Consider the following 20,819-nt stretch of genomic DNA (forward strand, 5'->3'; position numbering starts at 1 on the left):
TTTGAAAAAAGCTAATGCGCTCTAATGCTAACGTGAATAACAGACAAGTTCATGCATTAAAAGCAATCGACACAACAAGAATTATTCGTAAGACACCCCCGGATACTTACATTAGTATGCGCGCAAAAATGACTTGTCTAAATAATAATACCAATTGGTATAGTCACGTTCTAACATGATAGATAACAAGTCGATTCACCGAGAAAACATTCACAAACTACAGGCCTTTTTATAATGCGCATTGCAATTCTTTCTAGAAATCCTCGCCTTTACTCTACTTCACGCTTAGTGGAAGCTGGGCAGGCTCGCGGACATGAGGTCGACGTTATCGACACTATGCACTGCTACATGGATATCACGAGTGCGCGACCGTCGGTTCGCTACAACGGTAAAAAGCTTCCATACTACGACGCAGTGATCCCGCGTATTGGCGCATCGGTTAGCTTTTATGGCACATCGGTCGTTCGCCAGTTTGAAATGATGGGAACTTACAGCCTTAACGAATCAGTGGCGATTAGCCGTTCGCGGGATAAATTGCGCTCGCTACAGCTTTTATCGCGTAAAGGCATAGGTATGCCTAGAACCGGCTTTGCCCACCATCCTGATAAAATTGACGATGTGATTAAAACTGTTGGTGGCGCGCCAGTAGTTATAAAACTACTCGAAGGTACGCAAGGTATAGGCGTGGTGCTGGCAGATACACAAAAAGCCGCAGAGTCGATTATTGAAGCGTTTATGGGGCTTAATGCCAGTATCTTAGTACAGGAGTTTATCAAAGAGGCTGGGGGTTCCGACATACGCTGCTTCGTTGTAGGTGGAAAGGTTGTGGCTGCTATGAAGCGTCAGGCTGCACCAGGTGAATTTCGCTCCAACCTTCACCGAGGCGGTCAGGCAAGTTTAGTTCGCCTAAGCCCAGCGGAACGCAAAACTGCCGTAGATGCTGCGAAAACAATGGGGCTTAACTGCTGCGGCGTAGATATTCTTCGCTCGAATAATGGCCCTGTAGTCATGGAAGTTAACTCTTCTCCTGGCTTAGAGGGGATTGAGAAAGCAACCAACAAAGACGTCGCCAGCATGATTATAGAATTTATTGAAAAAAGCGCAGAGCCGCACAAAACAAAAACTCGAGGAAAGGGCTAACTCCTTTAACCTACGCAATAACGTAAATATAGGAAAACGTTAGTGGTAAATGATGTTTTAACAATTGGGGGTGAAAATATTGCTCCTGGCGAAACCAAGAAGATTGAGCTAGAGATGCCGCCCTTATATACGGCTACTAATATGAGCATTCCCGTATACGTAAAACGAGGAAAGCGGCCAGGCCCCATCATGTTCGTTAGCGCAGCTATTCACGGCGATGAGTTAAATGGTATTGAAATTGTAGGCCGCCTTATACGCTCTAAAGCTATTGAGCGTATCAGAGGCACTTTGATTGCGGTGCCTATGGTTAACGTATACGGCGTACTAAACCAGTCTCGTTATTTACCCGACAGACGCGATTTAAACCGCAGTTTTCCTGGCAGTAAAAAAGGCTCGCTTGCCGGTCGGCTAGCGAATTTATTTTTTAAAGAAGTGGTAAGTAAGTGTGACGTAGGCATTGACCTTCATACCGGTGCTATTCACCGTAGTAATTTGCCTCAGATTCGCGCTGACTTAGACGACCCTGAAGTGTTAGAAATGGCTAAAGCGTTTGGCGTTCCAGTTCTACTAAATGCAGAATTACGCGACGGTTCATTGCGCGAATCGGCCAGTGAAAGCGGCGTTAAAATTCTGCTTTACGAAGCAGGTCAAGCATTGCGCTATGACGAATTTTCTATTCGAGCAGGCGTAAGAGGTGTTATTAATACTATGCGTCATTTGGGAATGCTCAACAAAAGCCGTAGTAAGGGTCATAGCATTGAACGTTTCATAGCTAGACAAAGTGGTTGGGTACGCGCGCCTGAAAGTGGCTTTGTAAATCACCTTGCTCAGTTAGGTGACCATGTTGAAAAGGGCGATAAACTGGCTATTATTGCTGATCCATTTGGCAATTATTTAGACAGCCTCGAAAGCCCTGCTGAAGGCGTTGTAATTGGTAAACAAAATATTCCGCTTACACAAGAAGGTGAAGCCGTTTACCACATTGCGTACTTCTCAGAGCCTGATACTGTAGCTGAACACGTGGAATTGCTACAAGACAATTTATTGCCTCCAGAACAGGACCCTGTTTTATAAATTGGTAGAAGACTGATGAACAATAAAAAAATTGTTGGAGCGGTAGAACTGTGCGATTTGCCCAAACTAGCCATTTCTGACTTAAATGTGCGCGTTGATACAGGTGCGGCAACGTCGTCACTTCATGTAGACAACATCGAAGAGTTTGATCACAACGGTGAACTCTGGATAAAATTTGATATTCATCCAGATATTCATAATGTTGAGCGAGTGGTTCGCAGAGAAGCAAGAGTTGAAGGCAAAAAACGCGTAAAGAGCTCAACGGCTACTCGTGAGAAGCGCTACGTTATAATTACGTCTATAGTTATGGACGGATACCAGTGGGATATACAGTTGACTCTTACAGACCGCTCTGAAATGACTTACTTGATGCTACTTGGTAGAGAGGCGATGAGTGGGCAATTTATTGTAGACCCCGAACACGATTATTTGCTTACGGGAAAAGATTAGTAAGTCAAATTAGCTGGTATAAAAAGCTTTTATACCTTCGACAATTTTTAGCAAGGCATGTATCAAGGCAACCGCCAAGTACATGAATTAAAAATATGGATGTTAAAGCTATATCGCTGAGCATTATAGTTCTATTGATGAGTCTATTGACACACATTGGTGTTTACGGACAACAACACACGTCTACTGAGGTAAGTACCAACTTACCTCATACGGTTTTACGGTTACCCAACGTTCATCCTGGAAGGGATAGCGTTTACTCTTACGCAAAGTCACTGCTTACTGAATCTTTACGTATCACTGAGCCACAGTACGGCACCTTCGAACTCATAGTGAGCGACCAAGAAACAGCACAAGAGCGCCAATTACGAAGCTTAGAGCACAATATGTTAGACGTGACATGGAGCGTAACGTCAACCGAGCGAGAGCGTCAGTTTCTTCCTATTCGAATTCCTATCATGGCTGGACTCTTCGGCAAACGCGCGTTATTTGTTAAAGAAGGTGATGTTCGACTTAAAGAGATAGAAAGCCTTGCAGACCTTCAAAAGTTTCGCGCTGTTTTAGGGTATGACTGGCCCGATACAAAAATTTTTCGCGCAAACGACATCCCAGTATTAGAAACGACTTACCGGGCTTCATTTCGCATTGTCTCTGAAGAGTTCGCCGATATGTTTCCTAGAAGCGTAATGGAAATTCAAGAGGAGCTGGCAGACAAAACCTTGTCAAAAGGGTTAGCTATCGACGAACATCTCATTATTTCCTACCCCAGCCCCATCTTCTTCTTTGTGGGCAGTGATAATCAAGCATTGGCAGGACGGATCGCTGAAGGTCTGTTGAGACTCTTCGAAACGGGTGAGTTTCAAAAGCTATTGTTAAATCACGGTAACTTTAGAGAAGCTATGGCACTTACTGAAGGACGAACGGTTATTGAAATCGACAATCCTTTGCTTAGTGAACAAAGTCGCTTAGCGTTAGAAAAGTTTTTACCTGAGTTTGCGTCATCAAAAGCTATGTTGCAGCTGGACACTACTGAACCGGTGGCTCCAGCTCAAGCTGCGAAGCAATAAGCACCGCTTGGGTGCGGTTATTTATACCTAGCTTCTTGAAGATAGCCGTTACATGCGCTTTTACCGTTGCTTCGGCTATGTCTAAATTATAGCCAATTTGTTTGTTCAATAGGCCGTCACGCATGTAGCAAAGCACTTTGTACTGCGAAGGCGTCAGCGACGCAACCTTGTCTGCAAGTTCAGAGAACGCTTCATCCACCTCATCAACATCTTCACTTAAGTTTTCAGGTAACCATACGTCGCCATCTAAAATAGCTTCTACCGCGTTGGCAATATCCTGAGCACTGGCTGTTTTAGGAATAAAACCAAGCGCACCAACAGTAATAATCTTTGAAATAAGGGTTGAGTCTTCCGTACCAGAAACTACGGCAACGGGAAGTTCAGGAAAGAGTTTTCGAATATGCAGAAGGCCAAATAAATCATTGCTTCCCGGCATATGCAAATCAAGCAACAGTAGGTCGATATCCTCACTATTGAGAATATCGACAGTCGTAGATAAGTCGCCAGCCTCTTTTAGGGTCAAAGCTGGTAATGACAACGACAACGCGCCTCTTAGTGCATCGCGATACAGCGGATGATCATCAGCGATTAGAAGGGTTATCATTGTCTATATCCTTTGTTCTACTTATTTAGACGTTCCTCTATCAGTGTATCAACAACCGACGGATCCGCCAATGTAGATGTGTCACCTAATTGCTCATGCTCATTGGCAGCAATTTTACGCAAGATACGTCGCATAATTTTACCTGAGCGTGTTTTGGGTAGTCCGTTAGACCATTGAATCATATCAGGTGTGGCAATCGGGCTTAACTCTTGGCGTACCCAAGCCTTAAGCTCTTTAGTAAGCGCGTCGTCTGCTTCAACCCCTTCGTTTGGTGTTACATAAACGTAGATCCCCTGCCCCTTAATATCGTGAGGGAAACCAACAACGGCTGCTTCAGCCACTTTAGGATGCGCCACAAGTGCACTTTCAATTTCGGCAGTTCCTAAGCGGTGGCCTGATACGTTTAATACGTCATCTACACGACCTGTGATCCAGTAAAATCCATCTTCGTCACAACGTGCGCCATCGCCCGTAAAATATACGCCTTTATAGGCACTGAAATAGGTATTGATAAATCGCTGGTGATCACCGTAAACCGTTCGAGCCTGGCTTGGCCAGCTGTCTTTAATAACTAGGTTACCTTCTGCTGCACCTTCAAGCTCATTACCGTCGGCGTCAAATAGCGCTGGCTGTATACCGAAAAATGGTCGAGTTGCCGAGCCCGGCTTTAATTCTGTAGCACCAGGTAAAGGTAAAATCATATGGCCGCCCGTTTCAGTCTGCCACCATGTATCAATGATAGGGCAACGACCTTCACCAATAACACGGTGATACCATTCCCAAGCTTCTGGATTAATGGGCTCACCTACTGTTCCAAGTAAGCGCAGCGAAGATAAATCGCATCCTTCAGCCGGCGCGTCACCGTGCGCCATTAACGCACGGATAGCTGTAGGCGCAGTATAAAGGCTATTTACTTTATATTTTTCTACAACCTGCGCAATGCGTTTAACGTCTGGATATGTGGGTACACCCTCGAAGAATACTTGAGATGCTGCATTTACCATAGGGCCGTAAACCATATAACTGTGACCTGTGATCCAGCCCACATCAGCAGTACACCAATAAACATCATCGTCTTTATAATCGAAAGCGTATTTAAAGGTCATAGCAGAATAAAGTAGATAACCGCCTGTGGTGTGAACCACACCTTTTGGCGTGCCTGTAGAACCCGATGTATACAGTATAAATAACGGGTCTTCCGCGTTCATTACTTCAGGCTCACACTGTGCTGACATACCATCCACAGCCTCATGCCACCACACATCGTGCTTCTGGTTCCAGTCTACGTCGCCACCTGTAAGCTTATGCACTAAAACATGGGTAATAGACGGGCAGGCATCATTTGCGAGTGCTTTGTCTACATTGGCTTTGAGCGGAATACTTCTTCCTGCACGGCGCCCTTCATCGGCAGTAATAACAACCTTTGCACTGCTGTCATTAATACGGTCTGCAATAGCATTTGGAGAGAAACCACCAAAAATTACCGAGTGAACCGCACCGATACGTGCACAAGCCAGCATGGCGTAAGCAGCTTCAGGTACCATAGGCATGTATATGGCGACGCGATCACCTTTCGTGACTCCCATCTCTTTAAGTGCATTCGCTAACTTACACACTTCATAGTGCACTTGTTGATATGTCACATCTTGGCTATCTTCTGGTGAATCACCTTCCCAATGAAAAGCAACTTTTGTGGCGTTGTTTGCCAGATGGCGGTCAATACAGTTGTAGCTGGCGTTCAATTCACCGTCTTCGAACCATTTGATAGACACATCATTTTCACCAAATACGGTGTTTTTAATTTTGGTTGGCTTTTGGTACCACTCAAGCATAGACGCGTGTTCGGCCCAGAATACTTCGGGTTGCTCCACTGACTGCTTATACATCTCGTCATACTGTGATGCAGTCAAATGAGTAGACTGAAGAATGCTTTCAGGCACAGGATAAGTTTTGCTGGCGGTCATAAAGATTGCCTCCATTATCAATAATGTAAAATTCTTGTTGTATGGTGAAACACTCTAGCTATTCACCCGCAAAGAAAAATGAGACTTTGGTCTTAGCAGCATACAACTAAGGTTCTAATAAGAAAGTTAGCCTAAAAGTATTGCGACTATAGTCTTATGCGACCATCGGCTTATTTAAATTTGCGATAATAAGTACACAATCAACGATGTTAACGTTGAATTTACATTTATTTAACCACTTTTTTGGAACAGACACGATGAAAGCTAAAATAAAAAATACCGCTACCGCAGTAGCGCTATGCCTGGCTGCAACTGGTGGCGCAGCACAAGCAGCAACAATCGGCGACACTAGTGTGAAATTCACGGGCTATATTAAAGTTGACGCCATGGTAAGCGACTATTCAGATGGCACTATTGCATCGGGTAGTGTGGGTCGCGATTTTTATATTCCTTCACTAACTCCTGTTGGTGGCGTTGACGAAGATCCACAATTTGATGCACATATCAGAACATCCCGTTTCCGCTTTGCTACTTCAACGCCTACTGCTGAAGGCGATACCATTAATGGCGTATTCGAACTGGATTTTGTTGTAACTAGCGGTGGTGATGAGCGTATCAGTAACTCCTATACGCCCCGAGTACGCCACGCTTATATAACCTATAAAAACTGGTTGGTGGGTCAAACATGGACTACCTTTATGGACGTAGGTTCATTGCCAGAATCACTTGATTTTATTGGTACAACTGACGGCATAACCTTTGGTCGCCAAGTCATGGTGAGATATACAAACGGCGGTCTACAGATTGCGCTGGAAAATCCAGAGTCAACGATTACTCCGTTTGGTGGGGGCGGCCGTGTTACAAGTGATGACAGCAGTGTTCCTGATTTAGTTGCAGCCTACACCACTAAGCAAGATTGGGGTTACGTTAAGGTAGCCGGTCTAGTTAGACAGCTATCTTATGACAACGCTGCAGGTATAGATGCCGATGAGACCAGTTTTGGCGTGTCGGTAACAGGTAAATACAACTTATCAAATGGCGATGACATTCGCTTCACCTTTAACACAGGTAAGGGATTGGGCAGATACTCTGCACTTAACGCTGTGAATGGTGCGGTTCTCACTGAAAGCGGTGACCTTGAAGCCATCGACTCAACAGGTTACGGCATCGCGTATCGTCACAAGTGGAGCGAGAAAGCGCGCAGCAGTATTATGTTCTCGGCTTTTGAAGCAGACAACGATGTATCGCTTACCGGCTTGAATACCACTGAAAGCACCTACAGCACCCGTGTTAACTACCTTTACTCGCCAACGAAAGCGCTAACTGTTGGCGCTGAATACGCGTTTGCAAAACGGGAAATTGAAGCCGGTCTTGAGGGCGACATGAACCGTTTCCAGGTTTCAGCTAAATACGCTTTTTAACAAGTACATAAGGTATTAAAACTAAAATGGCGTTTCTGAATTCAGAAACGCCATTTTTTATATCATCGAAATTACATCCGCTTTAATATCTATTTTGCTTCAATTTATGAAACCACAATAAGGCCATTGGATATTAGCTAAATAGTCGTAAAAATAATGCCAAGTGGCACGACAAAGAACAACCCGCCGACATACGCCGCGCCGTACATTTTTCTTTCTGCAGCAAGTACAGATAGCTGATACGACAAATTGATAGGAATGCTACGTAATACGGGCACTCCATAGATGAGCGTGACACCGAGCACATTGTAGATAAGGTGCACGAGTGCTATCTGTAAAGCAAAACCGCTGTTCACTCCAGCCACGCCTAACGCAGCAATAAGGGCGGTAATGCAGGTTCCAATATTAGCGCCAAGGGTGAATGGGTAAATTTCACGGGCTTTTAATACGCCAGCACCCACTAAGGGCACCATTAGCGAAGTGGTCGTTGATGATGACTGTACCAATACCGTCATTAAAGCGCCTGATGTGATTCCAGATATGGGCCCTTGCCCTATGCTCTTTTGTAAAAGATCTTTCGCTTTCCCAACCATAAGCGATTTCATGATTTTCCCCATATAAGTAATAGAGACCATGATAAGCGCAATACCTATTAGAATTTTAGCAATGCCGGGATAAACAGAAGGCAAAAAATCTAGCGACTGAGAAACTAAGTTTGTGACTGGCTGTGTGGCAGCCTTTATCGGGTTAAACCCACTCACTCCGAGCGCTTCTCCGGTATGAATAAGCGCTACTATTTGGCCACTTAGATACTCTAAAATGCCAAAGGCCATCTCCAATGGAAGAAATATAACGACGGAAAGAACGTTAAAAAAATCATGGATGGTGGCAGCGTTAAAGGCGCGCTGAAACTCTTCTTTTTTAGCAACATGCCCTAAACTGACCAAGGTATTGGTAATACTAGTCCCGATATTCGCCCCCATCATCATGGGCACCGCGATAGTAATAGGCAAACCACCCGCAACCATACCAACAATAATTGAGGTAACCGTGCTTGAAGACTGAATCAATGCAGTCGAAACCATGCCAATAATCAACCCCATAATAGGGTTTGATGCAAAATTGAAAAGCTCTCTAGCGTGATCACCAGCAGCATATTTGAAACCACCGCCAATCATACTAACGGCTAGCAACATAACGTAAACAAGCAATGCGAGAAGCAGCCATCTTTGCCAGTTATTATTTTTCTCTACGGTAGCGGCAGAAATAATGTGAGGGTCAATCATTGAATCAGTACGAGTTAATACGAAAAAAACCATACTATTACGACCGTGTGACACAAAAATGACGGGATATACCCGTCATTTTTCATCAGTAAAAAACTAATTTTTAGAAGCCAAGAGGGTATCTTCTGAATACTTCGTGAATATCATCCAACGTATCGCTTGATAGCGACATATCAAACGCCTCAATGTTTTCCTTTAGCTGAGACATTGTTGTTGCCCCTATAATGGTGGAAGTAACACCAGGGACTTGCTTACACCACGCCAACGCTAATTGTGACGGGGTAATACCAGCTTTCTCAGCTATCTTCACATACTCTGCCGTAGCAGCCTGTGCTGGTGCTTTGTCTCTAAATAACCCCATTCGCTGCGCTAGTGTCCACCTACTGCCTTCCGGTCGCGCGCCATCTTGATACTTGCCGCTTAGCATGCCCGTCGCAAGTGGTGACCACGGTAAGTAGGCAATATTTTCTAGCTCACACATTTCAATTAAATAAGGCCAGTCTTTTGCGTGAAGTAAACTGAATTCGTTTTGAATAGAAACTGGCAGCGGCATATCAAGCTCTTTACAAAGGGTCAGGAAAGCGTGAATTCCCCAAGGAGTATCGTCTGACAAGCCCCAGTGCCTAATTTTCCCTTCGTCTAAAGCACGCTTTATCCCCGTAAGGATATCGCGCATACCATCCAATTCTTTTTCCCGGTTAGTTTTAGTAGGGTCAGCGCCATCTGGCCAATGTTTTCCGAAATGTGGTGTTACTCTGTTCGGCCAGTGTAGCTGATAAACGTCGATATAATCAGTTTTCAGGCGCTCAAGTGAATAATTAAGTGCGTTGGCAATAGCATCAGACGTAATGGGTCCGGCGTTGCGGATATACTTCAAGCCACTACCGGCAACTTTGGTCATTAAAATAATGTCTGAACGCTTGGCTTCGTTTCGCGAAATCCAATTACCTATAATGCGCTCAGTATCACCGTACGTATCTGCATTGGGTGGGACGGGATACATTTCGGCGGTATCTAAAAAGTTCACCCCTTTATCAAGGGCGTATGCAATTTGTTCATCTGCATCTTGCTGGGTGTTTTGAATACCCCATGTCATTGTGCCCAAACAAACATCCGACACCTGTAAATCGCTATTGCCTAAGCGGTTAAACTTCATATTTGCTTCTACCTTGGCTTATACATTGTTAACGCAATAATGAATTGACCACTTAACAACACCTTTTCCAGCCGATTAGGGGCTACGAGGCTTTCTTACTGGCCAACTCGGCTTCTACACTGGCTAGCCGTGTCTCAATATCTCTTTTTGATTCGACCATTTCATTGGCTAGCTCTGCGAGTGATTTTAACTCTGCAAACCCCAACTTTCTGGTATCAATAATTTGATACTGGCGCTTGCAGCGATAAAAGAAAGTAAGAAAGTTAACAAATGCACGATGAAATGTCGCAAAACTCTTGATCAGTACCAGAATTAACACGATAGATGTAAGCGCTGCAATACTTAGACTATAAATACGCACTTGCGCCTCTTGTTGTTCAATCATTGGCTGCAGTGCAGCATCAACGCCCTTCAGCTGAGCCTCAACGTTATGGGCGCTTTGCCTGAACTCTCCACGTAGTCCTTCGTTGTGGGTTAGACCATAGGTTGTGTAAGCATCGACAAGCTGTAAAAGTGCCTCTCTATACTGGACCAGGGTCCCTTCTAGTAAAGGCATACTCCCGTATTCTACAATGAGACGCTCACTCTTCGCGTTCATTTCCTTAGCAAATTCCCCCTCATGGCTTATCTGGAAGTTTCTCGTCGCCAATTGAACATCGGTTAGGAGTGCATTTGCTTGCGGGTTTTGTGCTAGTTGACCTTTATTCAGCATATTTTCGAATTCAGATATACGCACTCTTAAGCCATTACTTTGCGTCAAACCAACCCTTTCTTGCAATGAAACTACTTGCCGAAACGTATCGCTATAAGCTTCCATTGATGAAGACAAGCTTTCCACATCAGCGACGGGCAATTGATACTCATTGAACATGGGAACAAGCGTTGTTAAGCGCCCCTTGAATTCATAGCTTTGTTCAAGAAATTTGTTGTAGTAGTGGGTTTCAAGCCGAAGAAGGAAGTCCTTTTCGTGTCGTCGCATTTGTAGCAGATCTTGCCCCATCCTTAACAACATATCACGCTGCTGGTGTAACCCAATGAGGCGCTGGGTGAAGTAATGCTGGCTAACCACTAATACGCCCATACCTACAACGCAAACAAGGGTCATTAATACTAGCCGAGATTTAATAGAATCGAATTTCATTACAAACTCCTCTGGGGAGAAAAGCGAACATTAACTACATAACAAAAAGCTAATAAATACTGAAAAGACATTAACATACGTCATCAATATAGATGTTTAAGGCGCGTTTTATTATTAAACCTTTGTAGCATTTTTAAACGTTCTGCTATTTGAAAAAAACTTATAATTAGGGTGAAACCCCTATGTTCCGGCCCTTCTCAAAAAGTCACTATTAAGGCGTACCTTGCTGCGATGACGTAACCCGATACCAAAGCAAACCGCAGCCTTTAGAATTTGGAGAAGAATATGAAGAAGTTCGCCCTATCTACCTTAGCGGCTGCAATGCTGGCAAGCCCGTCGGGACACACACTAGCTGATGCTTACATTGGTTCTCAAATGACCGATAAGCTTTTGTCACTATCGCCTACAGAATCACTAGTGGCCGTTGTTACGTATGAGCAAATGTCACCGCTTGCTGAATCACAAGTTACCCAGCTATTAAATTTAGGCATTACAGAAGGTATCCAGTTTAAAAACCTGCCAATTATTGGTGTAGTAGCCACCAAGGATCAAATTGAAGCTATTGCACAATTTGACGGGGTACGCTCAGTATTTGCAAACCGTGAGATGAGCTTATATAACGCTGATGCACGTGAAATCACGGGTGTAGCCGATTTACAGGGCGAAGCGTTTGCATCGCGCAACAACGCGGAATTTACAGGTAACGGTTCAACGGTTTTAGTCATTGATTCTGGTATAGATGCTTCTCACCAAGACCATTTCTTTGGCGATACCGTGGTTGATAATGTGCAAGCAATTTTGAACCCGGGCGCATTGTCTATTGTTGGCATAACAGGACCTATAATATCAAATCAAGTTAATACTGATTTAAACTCAGGTCACGGTACCCACGTAACAGGTACTATCGCAGGCACTGGCGTAATGTCTGACGGCAAGCACCGCGGCGCAGCACCAGATGCTGATATTATTGGTTATGGTTCGGGTGCAGCGGTACTGCTTCTCGATACCATAGGCGGTTTTGACTATGCCATTAGCAAGCAATACACCTTCGACAATCCTATCAAAGTCATCAGTAATTCATGGGGTTCTAGCGGAAAATATGAGCCACTTGGCCCCGTATCGCTTGCTAGTTATAAAGCGCACACAATGGGAATGATCAGCGTCTTCGCGGCCGGAAATAGTGGCCCTGGTGAAGACTCACACAACCCATACGCGCAAATTCCATGGGGCATTTCTGTAGGTGCGGGTGATAAGTTCGGCAAACTTGCAGACTTCTCATCGCGTGGTCTCAAAGGCGAGTCTGGCGATTTCACAATGCCTGACGGCACAGACTGGACGTACACTAACGACGTAACCATTGTTGCCCCTGGTGTAGATATTATCTCTACTCGCGCTGTACTTAACGTAGCAGCGAATGGTGGTGATGCAGATATTGATGCCATTGAGCCGCAAAACATTCCTTTTTACACCATGATTTCTGGTACCTCTATGGCAACGCCACATGTTTCAGGAATTATTGCGTTAATGTTAGAAGCAAACCCGAACCTTGATAACCTAACCATAAAACGTTTGCTTCAAGAAACTGCTACAAATATGCCTGGTTATGAGCGTTGGGAAGTAGGTGCAGGTTATGTTAATGCACGCTCTGCGGTAGCCGCTGCGCTACTTGAAGACATGGATCATAAAGTTACGGTTAATAACCTTGATAGCAAGAGCTTTAAGGCAAGTGCGCTGGTCACCACCAGCGACCGTGTAGAATACCTCGATGTCTTTTATTCTCCAGTAGGTACCCCTGAAGTAATGGAGTTTGAAGTAGGTACAGAAGAAGTGCTTATTAAAGCGTCTGTCGATACTCTTGCGAACTTGACCAAGCTTGTACTGGTTGCCCCTGATGGCACTGAGTACCGGGGCAACCTTACTACGCCGGTACTAACAACAACCATGCGTGTTGCTGCTCCAGCAATGCCAGGTACGTGGGGCGTATATGTATATGGTTTGACGTCACTATCTGGTATTGAGGCCGATCCATTAGGTTTAACCAACGGCCCTGCTTTACCAGAAACATTTAATGTGACTGTATCGTTTGAAAATAGCGGTGGCTTTGAAGGGATGGATGATGTTGAAGGCCACCCTCAGCAAAATGCTATTGAATTTGCGGTGAGTGAGCGCTTAATGGACGCCATTAACAACCGTGGGTTCTCACCAAATGCTCGCCTTAAGCGTAAAGACTTTGCTCGTTATGCGGTAATGGGTGGTGCAGTAAGACAATACCGTGACCTGCTAAATGATGAGCGCCCTAACATTGGCTCGGTGCCAGGTTTTGACAAAGCATTTGTTGAGTCGGTAATGGTTAAAGGGGGTGCGCTTAAAGATAAGCTTCGTGTACAAGCACCTGTGCTAAGAAGCGTAGACGGAAGTGCAGACCCATTTGCAAGTGTTACCAAATTAGACATTGCTTATTCACTAGTACAAATGTTGGGCCTTGAAGAAGCAGCGCTTAGCTTCGACCCTAACGCCGACATCGTTGTTGACTATAATGGTGAACAAATCGTACTAGAAGACCAAGACAGTATTCCAGCTGACATGAAGGGTTATGTACAGTTAGCGCTTACATTATCACTGATTAACGCTGAATTTGGTGTAGAGCAAAGTCCGTTTAGCGTTACGCCAACTATTACTGCGAACTTCACGCCAGATACGGTAATAACTAGAGCCCATTATGCGGTGCTTGCTTCGCGCTTTTTCACCCAGTATTTCGAATAAAATCGCAAACCAATAAAAACGGTGCCATTATACTAATTGATAATGGCGCTATTTTAGGTTAAGTTTTAACCAACACTGAAAGAGGTCATCCTATGATGTTTACTGCGATGAAATTCAGACAACTTACTACTGTTGTTGCCACCACAGCATTACTATTGCTTTCAACCGCACAAGCACAAGTTGTTGCCCCTGCAAGCCTAACTGTCGATAACAATAAGATTCAGGCGAAACTAACGCTTACCAGCTTAATTGAAGTTGATTTGACCGTTGAGTTCGAAAACAGTATTGGACTTAACGCTAACAACTTTGATATTACTGCCGAACTACTTGATCCAGCAGATTTAACTATTACAGAGCGCCTCCCTTCCGTTTTAACAAGCGCCGTTTCGGGTTTTCCTGTTCTTGTTTCTATTTCTCCGAGAACAGACGCTGGGTTTGGCTTCGAAGGTTTAGCGACGGTTGAGCTTTACACCAAAGCCATTCACTACACCCCAACTATTCCATGGCGTTTGTTTACGTCGCATGACGGCGGACAGTTTGAAGACATAACAGTACTGATGTCCTCGGGAAGTATTCGCGCGCGCGGTAGCACAGGGCAATTTTCCGATTTTATTATTTTGCTCGACAATCGCCCTTCAACTACTGTTATTAATGACAAAGTTGCCTCTTTAAGTACGACTGTTAATGATAATCGCGACAAAATTACGCTACTGCTAGAAGCTGCCATTGATAGCGGAATAAATGACATTCAGTCAGCGCTGGCGATAAACGATGACGATGCAGCATTAACCGCGGTTGATAGCCTTATCACACTTGTCGATAACGCATCTGGAAACCAAATTGCCGACGTATGGCGTTCAAGTGGCGACGTAGTTAATGTGAAAGGTTTACTTCTTACTCAACTGCAAACACTACGTTTTAGTTTAAGAACGCTGTAGATAGCTCTGTTGGCCGTAAACCCCACACTGTTTTTTAAACAGCTTCACGGGTCAATGGTCAACTTGGCTTCGTGCCTATCCGGGTATGGTGTAGGTTGCAAGAACAATAAAAACTCAGCGGCAGTTACATAATGAGGGTGATGCTATGCCATTACAATTTGCCTTTACTGAAGGCAACGGAAGCATAAGTGAACACTTACTTTTTGAGGGGCGTGAATATCAAATCGGTCGCGCCGATAGTGCCGATGTTGTTATTTCCCACCCTCAAATTTCACGCTCGCATATCGTTTTACGCGCAACCAAACTTGCTGACAATGACCATGTTTGGCATTTAAATGACACCAGTTCCACAGGGTGCTTCAGTAGCGCGGGCATTCCCGTAAAACATTTAACGCTAGACAAACCTCACGTTTTGCAACTTGGTCCAATTCCTTGTGAATTCACGCCTGTTGCATTCAATAATGTAGTTAAACTTGATAGCCAGCGTGAATGGCGTAAACAGCAGCTAAAACAATATCAAAACCAACTACAGTACTGTAACAACAGTACTGCGCTTATTAACCTTGCCAGAGAGTGTTTAACACAGTCGCTGGGGTGCGAACGTGCTTCGCTGATTTTATTTGATAAAATAAATAACTACCAACTTGGTGTAGGTTATGAAGACTGGATGCAAGGAGAGGACTTTACAGGCAGTCGCACCATCATTAATCAATGTATGCAAGCTAATGCGGTTCGTGCTATTGGCAATATTGTTAGCGACAATTCCCTTAATAAGCAGCATAGTATAATTAACCACGGTATTCAGGCAGCCATTTGCGTGCCTGTGTGTTTGGACGAAAAGCCTGTTGGTGTTTTATATGCTGATTCTACTCTAGGGCGCCGTTATTTCACCCAAACAGATATTGAATTTACCACCTCTTTAGCAAATATGATTTCCATGCGTTTGTTATTCCACACAATAGAGCATAAACTTTCACTTATAAGCTAGGATAAAAACAATAACTTTAAAGTCTGTGAGCCACTTTTACACCATAGGTAAACAGGCAAGCGTGACATAACTGGTATCGTGGTTGTGTGATCGCATTAATTAGTGAAGTGTGGAGAAGGCTTTGAACAGGCCAGATGTATTCTCGTCGCAAAACAATTCCCTTAAAACTGAAGCCTTAGCTTTAGGGTCATCTATTGCGCCAAATTCTCGTTTGGCCAACCGATTTCGCATTATAGAACAGTTGGGCTCGGGCGCTCAGGCTAGTGTTTATAGTGCTATTGACGAGCTACTTGATGTGAAAGTGGCGCTTAAAGTTATAGAGGGTGGTGCCTGCGATCCGGTTAAAATGCAAACCATCCGCAATGAAGTCAATATTGCCAGACAACTTCAGCACCCCAATATCATTCGGGTACATGATGTTTTCTCTGACGGAGATGATGCGTTTTTTACCATGGCTTTTATAGAGGGAGAGCCTCTTTATGCGCGCATTCAAGAACCTATCAGCAAGGCAGAATTCGATAAGTGGCAACAACAGCTCGTCGAATCCTTACTAGCATGTAAAAGCGTTGGCATTAAGCATGGCGACGTAAAACCAGACAATATCCTTATTGATCACAACGCAGATATTAAGCTTATCGACTTTGGCATTGGGCAAAGCGCGGCTTCTGGCGCTCAAACTAGTGGGCATCAGCGCTACACAGCTCCAGAAGTTATTCAAACAGGAAAAGCAAGTGAGCATTCTGACACTTATAGCCTAGGCAAAGTGCTAGAAGACGTGTTGAACTGTGTTAAAAAAGACGGGTTTGGTCTCTCTCATTACTTTTGGTTAAAAAAGCGAAAAGCCTGTATTGCTCAATTAACTCATCATTTACCTGCAAAAAGACTCTCGTTGGAACAAGCACTTAGTATCAGTGCCTTAAACGATAATAGTAGTGCTACAGCGCCTAACAAAACCCTTGTTGGTTTTTCCGTTGTTGCCTTACTGGTATTAATTGTGAGCGCGAGTATTTTTTCTTACGGTTGGTACCAAAAAGGGCAACTAAAATTAGCAACAGGCAGCCCTATTCAGCTTTTGATATTGAACGACCCTCAGTTCCCGCTTTTAGATACCATTAACACCCTACTTCGCTACCCTTTGTCTACCCACCCCAATATAGTGCTAGATAACAAAGAACAGACTCAAGCGTTGGTAAGCAATTTAGTGTTATCACCCTTTACAAGTGAAAATGATCGCACTGATTTGGCCGCGATACTTGCGGCTAATAGCGTATTGCTCCTAGACGCGACACCTACCAGCAGTAGTACCTATTTGCTTCACGCAAGCGTACTTAGCATGCCTGCTAATACGCCTATTTTTACAGTGTCGTACAATGTGGATGCAAACACGCTTTCTGATGATTTAGGAGAGTTTTCCAAAAAATTAATCCAGTCACTATTTGATGCTATTGAAACTCAATCCCCACAGCCTCTGCCTGATCTACGTTACCTTGATGCGTTAGATAGCGCGTGGCAAAAAGGAGAAACACTTAACAGTGTAGATGCCATCGACGCCATTGTCGCGACAACCCCCGATTACCCAGGTGGCTGGGTAGCCCAAGCTCGCAATAAGATAAATGCCAGCGACTATGACGGTGCGAGACAGGCACTGGAAACCTTAACCAGCATTTCAAACTTAGCACCATATTGGCGGCTACAGAGCGAGCTTCTAAGAGCGGATCTCAATGAAGATTTAGCCCTGGCTCAACAATCGATAGATGCACTGGTTTCCCAATTCCCAAACCGACCAGAACTACTGTCAATGCGGGCAGACATATATCAGTGGGCGGGCGAAGATGCCAAAGCAATGTCTGACTATAAAGCTGCATTAGCGCTTCGACCTAATAACGGACAGCTATGGTTTGAGTTAGCCCGTTTGCAAATTATTAACGGAGATATAGATACAGCCACCAGTGACTCGCTAACTCGTGCACTTGTGGCGTTTCGACAGGCCAAGGATACCATTGGTGAAAGTTTAGCGCTTAACGCTTTTGGTATTGCTTACCTTCGCACAGCCGACAATGTAGCGGCAGCGCAGTATTTTAAAGATGCGCTAGCACTGAGAGATGCGAAAACGCAACCTTCTCAACGAGCCAAAACCTTAGCAAACTACGCTATTGCCACCTCACTTACTGGCGACTACGCCACTGCTGAGGTGTCGTTAGAAGAAGCAGTGAAGTTACTTCACGATTTAGGTGACTTGGCTCAAGAAGCCCACGTAAACGATACCTTAGGCTTTATGTTTGAAGAACAAGGACAGTTTGCAAGAGCGCTAGATTACTATAAACGAGGGCTTGATATTCGTGTACAGAATGATGACAAAGTGCTTCAGCCTCAAAGTATGAGTAACGTTGCCTATATGCACTTTTTAATTGGTGACATCTCACTTGCCGAGATTTACTGGCAGCAGGCCAAAATGCTATTTGAAAGAAATAGTGATGACTCTCACCTGCTTCGCACCCTTCAAAATCTTGCGCAATTGAGTTTAGTAAAAGGTGATAAGAATTTAGCTACGCGGCTTTTAACGACTATCGATAAAAAGCTTGATACTCAGCATAACCAAGAAAAAATGATAAATAGCTTGCTTTTCAGCTACTTAAACTTTGCAAATGGAAATTTACAGGAAGCCACACAGCACGCAGCAAATGCAAAACGCTTAGCTCAGGAATCTGAAGATAGCCGCGCAAAAACAGAAGTATTGCTCTGGGAAGGCGAAATATGCTTACTTACCGCAAACTGGTCGTGCTTAGAGAAGCGTATTGAGTCCGTATCGTCCACCATTAGCACAGAACGCCACGAGCAGTATGCCGTTTATCAATGGTTAACCTTGGGGTTAAAGCATCATCAAGGTAACCTTAACGATGAAAGTGACCACATCTACAAAACCCTTCTAAACAACAGTAATGTACCTGTTATTACTGAAATAAAAATTTTGCTTGATATGCAGCAACGCCTTTCTCTTGACGCTACTAGCAGCACCATGGAAAAGCTTAATTCACTGATAAAGCCTACTTATTATCAGCAATACTTACAGTGGTTATATATAAAAGCGTCGTTTGGTAATGAAGCATCAGTTGAAAAGCTTAAGCAAAAGCTCGCGCTATATCCTTTATACTGGCGTAACCATCTTTACTATCGCGCTGTTCCCGGCAAGGAAGAAACCGTTGATAAGTTAACAACACAGTGGCTGTCTCAACTAGCTGAAAAACAAGCTGGTGACTACAGGAATGCCTATATTGAATGATTTAGCCAAAGAAATAGAGAGTATTAAGTCACTACAGACCACGCTTCAAGCACGACTAGATGCCGACCAAGAAGTACTTCAACAGCTTGCAAAGCGCTTATGGGCTCAGCAAGAGTCGGAAAAAGCTAAACTTTCTAGAGAGCTGCACGACGGTATAGGGCAGTTACTTACCGGGCTTACCAGACGACTGCAGGCGCTTTCATCTTCATCGCCTGAAATAGAAGCCCTACACGGTATCGCTGAAATGGCGCTAAATGACGTGAGGCAGCTATCGCGACTTATGAGCCCCACTATTTTAGATGACCTTGGCCTTAAACCCGCACTAAACTGGCTGTGCCGGAACCTGCTTAGTGGTGAAGATATGACTTATAACACGAACATAAATCTACCCACAGACCTCTCGAAAGACATAAGCACCTTGTTATTCAGAATTGCGCAAGAGACATTGGTGAATGCTATAAAACACAGTGAAGCAACACACCTTACCCTGACGGTTTCTTACCACCATAACGTTATTCGTTTAGATATTCTTGATAATGGTGTAGGGTTTGATAGTAGAACAATAGAGCCTGGTATTGGTCTTTCAAGTATTCGCGATAGAGCCGAAGCGTTCAACGCTACGCTAGAAATAGATTCAGCTGTAGGGCAAGGCACAAGAACAACAGTAACGGTACCTGTATGACAATTCGAGTAGTGCTAGCCGATGATCATGTACTCATGCGTCAAGGCGTATCTCAAATGCTAAATGCAAACCCAGACATTGACGTGGTAGGAGAATGTGATGACGGTGTTGAGCTTATTGCAGCGGTGCTAAAACTCTCCCCCGACGTTATTCTAATGGATATTTCTATGCCCCGCATGAGCGGACTAGTAGCCATCGATAAAATTCTATCTCAGCGCAGTGACGCAAAGATACTGGTGCTGTCTATGCACAACGAAGTGGAATATATAGAAGCCATGCGCGACGCGGGTGCAAAGGGCTACATTTTAAAAGAGTCATCTGGTGAGACTTTGGTCGATGCAATAAAAAGAGTAGCAGCCAACAAAACCTGTTTCTCTGACGAATTAACCCAAGTATCTAGTGAGCAATGCCAAAAGCACATATCTCCGCTAAGTGTTTTAACGCGTAGAGAGCGGGAAGTCTTCTTCTTAGTTGCTGCAGGCAACACCAGTAAAAAGATTGCCGAACTGTTGGATATGAGCCTTAAAACCGCAGAAAACCACCGCAGCAATATTTATAAAAAGCTTAATTTAAGCAGCTCTGCAGAACTTATCAGAATGGCAGGAAAAGCCGGCTTGTTAGAATAGTTGGGATTTATTCTCAGCGAAGAACTCAACTCTTTTCCCCTCTTATCATATTCATCGAATGCTGGTTGATGCGACCAAGACCCTCAGCTGTAAACTTGCTGCAGTGGGTTCTCCAAAAGCGAATTCCATTACACTAAACTCTATTCAAAAGAACCTCTTATACGAAACAACAAAGAAGAGGGGCTTTGCTCCATCTGAAACTCTCCACAGCATGGATGCTGTGGCGAAGGCCCCATGGA

At 44.2% G+C, this 20,819-nt stretch carries 16 protein-coding genes; 11 read left to right on the forward strand and 5 right to left on the reverse strand.

The window, feature by feature from the left end; genetic code table 11:
* Positions 1-234 precede the first annotated feature (234 nt).
* The 4 genes from rimK to KL866_RS18840 all read left to right on the forward strand — a co-directional run bounded on the left by rimK (position 235) and on the right by KL866_RS18840 (position 3,731).
* Positions 235-1,140, forward strand: a complete 906-nt coding sequence (gene rimK, locus KL866_RS18825) for a 30S ribosomal protein S6--L-glutamate ligase (RefSeq protein WP_025257684.1) — start codon at positions 235-237, stop codon at positions 1,138-1,140.
* A gap of 42 nt (positions 1,141-1,182) precedes the next feature.
* Positions 1,183-2,214, forward strand: a complete 1,032-nt coding sequence (locus KL866_RS18830; protein ID WP_025257683.1) for a succinylglutamate desuccinylase/aspartoacylase family protein — start codon at positions 1,183-1,185, stop codon at positions 2,212-2,214.
* Positions 2,215-2,229: 15 nt separating this feature from the next.
* Positions 2,230-2,664, forward strand: coding sequence for a RimK/LysX family protein (locus KL866_RS18835; protein ID WP_025257682.1), 435 nt, complete (start codon positions 2,230-2,232; stop codon positions 2,662-2,664).
* 137 nt (positions 2,665-2,801) lie between these two features.
* On the forward strand, positions 2,802-3,731 hold the full coding sequence (locus KL866_RS18840; protein WP_251140169.1) for an amino acid ABC transporter substrate-binding protein: 930 nt from the start codon (positions 2,802-2,804) through the stop codon (positions 3,729-3,731).
* On the opposite strand, the gene KL866_RS18845 is transcribed toward KL866_RS18840, so the two are convergent.
* The gene (locus KL866_RS18845; RefSeq protein ID WP_025257680.1) at positions 3,691-4,335 is read right to left on the reverse strand and encodes a response regulator transcription factor; all 645 of its coding nucleotides are present in this window, start codon (positions 4,333-4,335) and stop codon (positions 3,691-3,693) included. The two genes, KL866_RS18840 and KL866_RS18845, sit on opposite strands and share 41 nt — an antisense overlap.
* 17 nt (positions 4,336-4,352) lie before the next feature.
* Positions 4,353-6,299: an acetate--CoA ligase gene (gene acs / locus KL866_RS18850; protein ID WP_025257679.1), complete on the reverse strand. Its 1,947-nt coding sequence runs from the start codon at positions 6,297-6,299 to the stop codon at positions 4,353-4,355.
* Between the two features lie 257 nt (positions 6,300-6,556).
* On the opposite strand from acs, the gene KL866_RS18855 reads away from it, so the two are divergent.
* Positions 6,557-7,720 carry a DcaP family trimeric outer membrane transporter gene (locus KL866_RS18855; protein WP_025257678.1) on the forward strand — a complete coding sequence of 388 codons (1,164 nt, stop codon included), beginning with the start codon at positions 6,557-6,559 and terminating at the stop codon, positions 7,718-7,720.
* 137 nt (positions 7,721-7,857) lie between these two features.
* On the opposite strand, the gene KL866_RS18860 is transcribed toward KL866_RS18855, so the two are convergent.
* The 3 genes from KL866_RS18860 to KL866_RS18870 all read right to left on the reverse strand — a co-directional run bounded on the left by KL866_RS18860 (position 7,858) and on the right by KL866_RS18870 (position 11,303).
* The gene (locus tag KL866_RS18860; protein WP_025257677.1) at positions 7,858-9,006 is read right to left on the reverse strand and encodes a Na/Pi symporter; all 1,149 of its coding nucleotides are present in this window, start codon (positions 9,004-9,006) and stop codon (positions 7,858-7,860) included.
* 103 nt (positions 9,007-9,109) lie between these two features.
* Positions 9,110-10,162, reverse strand: a complete 1,053-nt coding sequence (locus tag KL866_RS18865) for an aldo/keto reductase (RefSeq protein WP_214996465.1) — start codon at positions 10,160-10,162, stop codon at positions 9,110-9,112.
* An 82-nt stretch (positions 10,163-10,244) separates the two neighbouring features.
* Positions 10,245-11,303, reverse strand: a complete 1,059-nt coding sequence (locus KL866_RS18870; protein ID WP_214996467.1) for a chemotaxis protein — start codon at positions 11,301-11,303, stop codon at positions 10,245-10,247.
* A gap of 285 nt (positions 11,304-11,588) precedes the next feature.
* Between KL866_RS18870 and KL866_RS18875 the strand changes: the two genes are divergently transcribed.
* The 6 genes from KL866_RS18875 (at position 11,589) to KL866_RS18900 (ending at position 20,580) form a co-directional block, all read left to right on the forward strand.
* A complete protein-coding gene (locus tag KL866_RS18875) occupies positions 11,589-14,066 on the forward strand; it encodes a S8 family serine peptidase (protein ID WP_214996468.1) in 2,478 nt (825 codons plus the stop codon).
* Positions 14,067-14,158: 92 nt separating this feature from the next.
* Positions 14,159-15,004, forward strand: coding sequence for a DUF6689 family protein (locus tag KL866_RS18880; RefSeq protein WP_214996469.1), 846 nt, complete (start codon positions 14,159-14,161; stop codon positions 15,002-15,004).
* A gap of 145 nt (positions 15,005-15,149) precedes the next feature.
* Positions 15,150-15,992: a GAF domain-containing protein gene (locus tag KL866_RS18885; protein WP_214996470.1), complete on the forward strand. Its 843-nt coding sequence runs from the start codon at positions 15,150-15,152 to the stop codon at positions 15,990-15,992.
* A 121-nt stretch (positions 15,993-16,113) separates the two neighbouring features.
* Complete coding sequence (locus tag KL866_RS18890; protein WP_214996472.1) at positions 16,114-19,272, forward strand: serine/threonine-protein kinase; 3,159 nt, start codon at positions 16,114-16,116, stop codon at positions 19,270-19,272.
* Positions 19,256-19,954, forward strand: a complete 699-nt coding sequence (locus KL866_RS18895; RefSeq protein WP_251140170.1) for a sensor histidine kinase — start codon at positions 19,256-19,258, stop codon at positions 19,952-19,954. Before KL866_RS18890 ends, KL866_RS18895 begins: the two co-directional genes overlap by 17 nt.
* Positions 19,951-20,580 (forward strand): response regulator transcription factor, encoded by a 630-nt coding sequence (locus KL866_RS18900; protein WP_214996475.1) that lies wholly within the window; start codon positions 19,951-19,953, stop codon positions 20,578-20,580. Before KL866_RS18895 ends, KL866_RS18900 begins: the two co-directional genes overlap by 4 nt.
* The last annotated feature ends 239 nt before the right edge of the window (positions 20,581-20,819 follow it).

It is taken from the genome of Alteromonas sp. ALT199 (assembly GCF_018619335.1).
Classification (GTDB): domain Bacteria; phylum Pseudomonadota; class Gammaproteobacteria; order Enterobacterales; family Alteromonadaceae; genus Alteromonas.